3 protein-coding genes are annotated in these 3,499 nt (G+C 34.9%); all 3 read right to left on the bottom strand.

All coding sequences use genetic code 11. The features are described from left to right. Positions 1 to 1,233, bottom strand: a 1,233-nt coding sequence (gene mobV, locus KA828_RS12850; RefSeq protein ID WP_210126352.1) for a MobV family relaxase, incomplete at its 3' end; no start/stop codon positions are given. Between the two features lie 563 nt (positions 1,234 to 1,796). After that, entirely contained in the window at positions 1,797 to 3,173 is a 1,377-nt protein-coding gene (gene tet(L), locus KA828_RS12845; RefSeq protein ID WP_001574277.1) for a tetracycline efflux MFS transporter Tet(L), read from the bottom strand. A gap of 33 nt (positions 3,174 to 3,206) precedes the next feature. Beyond that, positions 3,207 to 3,269 carry a tetracycline resistance efflux system leader peptide gene (locus tag KA828_RS13465; RefSeq protein ID WP_012779615.1) on the bottom strand — a complete coding sequence of 21 codons (63 nt, stop codon included), beginning with the start codon at positions 3,267 to 3,269 and terminating at the stop codon, positions 3,207 to 3,209. Positions 3,270 to 3,499 lie beyond the last annotated feature (230 nt).

The raw sequence follows: 3,499 nt of genomic DNA, 5'->3' as shown, positions 1-3,499 counted from the left end.
TTCTTTTTTTACCTCTCGGTTATGAGTTAGTTCAAATTCGTTCTTTTTAGGTTCTAAATCGTGTTTTTCTTGGAATTGTGCTGTTTTATCCTTTACCTTGTCTACAAACCCCTTAAAAACGTTTTTAAAGGCTTTTAAGCCGTCTGTACGTTCCTTAAGGAATTCCTTAGTGCTTTCATAGATTAAACTCACATCACGCTTTAAATCGCTTATTTTAGACTTTAAAGACTTGTTTTCTTCAAGCAACTCATTATAATCATTTACATTTTCATTAAATCGCTCTACAAGACCACTATATTTTTCTTTAACTTGCCCATGTTCTTTACTTAATTTTTTATATTCTCTCGCCATATCAGTACTCATGAGATTTCTAACATGCTGTTTTAACCTATCGTTATCTCTCGCAGCAGTCACTAAGTTTTTATAATCACGCTCCGATATAACAACATTTTTGGTTGGTTTCTTTTCTGTTTTCATTATTTCTTTTCCCAAACCAAACATGGACTTTTCACCCGTTGGCACTTCAACACTTTTCATGTGTCGTTTCGCTGGTACTTCTAAATCTGATTTAACTTTATCGCTATAAGCAGTCCATTCATCTTTTTTAACTGCTAAATTTTTTTCTAGAAAATCAATCTCTTTTTCCAAAGTTTGTTTTTTAAATTTAGCTGTCTCAATATGTTTACGGTCAGAGCCACGTTCACCACGCTTCAACTCAAAACCCTGTTTTTTCATATGCTCGGGGAATTTATCTTGTAGCCATAACAGTTCTTGACGATTAAACACATTTTTTCCTTGCAGTTTTCCATCACGCATAGGCACAACACCTAAATGCATGTGAGGGGTTTGCTCATCATTATGAACTGTTGCATAAGCAATATTTTGCTTGCCATATCGTTCGGAAAATAATTTATAACTTTCCTCAAAAAATCGTTTTTGTTCTCCTGGATCCAGTTGCTCAAAAAAATCTCGGTCAGATGTTACTAGCAACTCATTTACAAGAACAGCATCTTTCCTCGTTTTTCTTGTACCTGTTTTTTGTGATTCAATAATTTCTTTGACACGTTCGTTGTAATCAATATTTTTATCATTTTTCAAATCATAATTTTCACGTGTTCGCTCATGGTCAATATCATCATTCGTTCTACTTTTTCGCTCTCTTTGATTATGAAATTGCATGCCTTTTAGTCCAGCTGATTTCACTTTTTGCATTCTACAAACTGCATAACTCATATGTAAATCGCTCCTTTTTAGGTGGCACAAATGTGAGGCATTTTCGCTCTTTCCGGCAACCACTTCCAAGTAAAGTATAACATACTATACTTTATGTCCATAAAGTGTGTGCTCTGCGAGGCTGTCGGCAGTGCCGACCAAAACCATAAAACCTTTAAGACCTTTCTTTTTTTTACGAGAAAAAAGAAACAAAAAAACCTGCCCTCTGCCACCTCAGCAAAGGGGGGTTTTGCTCTCGTGCTCGTTTAAAAATCAGCAAGGGACAGGTAGTATTTTTTGAGAAGATCACTCAAAAAATCTCCACCTTTAAACCCTTGCCAATTTTTATTTTGTCCGTTTTGTCTAGCTTACCGAAAGCCAGACTCAGCAAGAATAAAATTTTTATTGTCTTTCGGTTTTCTAGTGTAACGGACAAAACCACTCAAAATAAAAAAGATACAAGAGAGGTCTCTCGTATCTTTTATTCAGCAATCGCGCCCTTTAATGGAACAAAAAGATTTGAATTCCTGTTATAAAAAAAGGATCAATTTTGAACTCTCTCCCAAAGTTGATCCCTTAACGATTTAGAAATCCCTTTGAGAATGTTTATATACATTCAAGGTAACCAGCCAACTAATGACAATGATTCCTGAAAAAAGTAATAACAAATTACTATACAGATAAGTTGACTGATCAACTTCCATAGGTAACAACCTTTGATCAAGTAAGGGTATGGATAATAAACCACCTACAATTGCAATACCTGTTCCCTCTGATAAAAAGCTGGTAAAGTTAAGCAAACTCATTCCAGCACCAGCTTCCTGCTGTTTCAAGCTACTTGAAACAATTGTTGATATAACTGTTTTGGTGAACGAAAGCCCACCTAAAACAAATACGATTATAATTGTCATGAACCATGATGTTGTTTCTAAAAGAAAGGAAGCAGTTAAAAAGCTAACAGAAAGAAATGTAACTCCGATGTTTAACACGTATAAAGGACCTCTTCTATCAACAAGTATCCCACCAATGTAGCCGAAAATAATGACACTCATTGTTCCAGGGAAAATAATTACACTTCCGATTTCGGCAGTACTTAGCTGGTGAACATCTTTCATCATATAAGGAACCATAGAGACAAACCCTGCTACTGTTCCAAATATAATTCCCCCACAAAGAACTCCAATCATAAAAGGTATATTTTTCCCTAATCCGGGATCAACAAAAGGATCTGTTACTTTCCTGATATGTTTTACAAATATCAGGAATGACAGCACGCTAACGATAAGAAAAGAAATGCTATATGATGTTGTAAACAACATAAAAAATACAATGCCTACAGACATTAGTATAATTCCTTTGATATCAAAATGACCTTTTATCCTTACTTCTTTCTTTAATAATTTCATAAGAAACGGAACAGTGATAATTGTTATCATAGGAATGAGTAGAAGATAGGACCAATGAATATAATGGGCTATCATTCCACCAATCGCTGGACCGACTCCTTCTCCCATGGCTACTATCGATCCAATAAGACCAAATGCTTTACCCCTATTTTCCTTTGGAATATAGCGCGCAACTACAACCATTACGAGTGCTGGAAATGCAGCTGCACCAGCCCCTTGAATAAAACGAGCCATAATAAGTAAGGAAAAGAAAGAATGGCCAACAAACCCAATTACCGACCCGAAACAATTTATTATAATTCCAAATAGGAGTAACCTTTTGATGCCTAATTGATCAGATAGCTTTCCATATACAGCTGTTCCAATGGAAAAGGTTAACATAAAGGCTGTGTTCACCCAGTTTGTACTCGCAGGTGGTTTATTAAAATCATTTGCAATATCAGGTAATGAGACGTTCAAAACCATTTCATTTAATACGCTAAAAAAAGATAAAATGCAAAGCCAAATTAAAATTTGGTTGTGTCGTAAATTCGATTGTGAATAGGATGTATTCACATTTCACCCTCCAATAATGAGGGCAGACGTAGTTTATAGGGTTAATGATACGCTTCCCTCTTTTAATTGAACCCTGTTACATTCATTACACTTCATAATTAATTCCTCCTAAACTTGATTAAAACATTTTACCACATATAAACTAAGTTTTAAATTCAGTATTTCATCACTTATACAACAATATGGCCCGTTTGTTGAACTACTCTTTAATAAAATAATTTTGGTTCTGTTGCAAAGTAAAATAATATAGCTAACCACTAATTTATCATGTCAGTGTTCGCTTAACTTGCTAGCATGATGCTAATTTCGTGGCATGGCGAAAATCC

Origin of the sequence: Staphylococcus sp. GDY8P85P, assembly GCF_017892405.1 — a bacterium.
Taxonomy (GTDB): domain Bacteria; phylum Bacillota; class Bacilli; order Staphylococcales; family Staphylococcaceae; genus Staphylococcus; species Staphylococcus borealis.
This window is presented reverse-complemented; position numbering and strand designations above follow the sequence as displayed.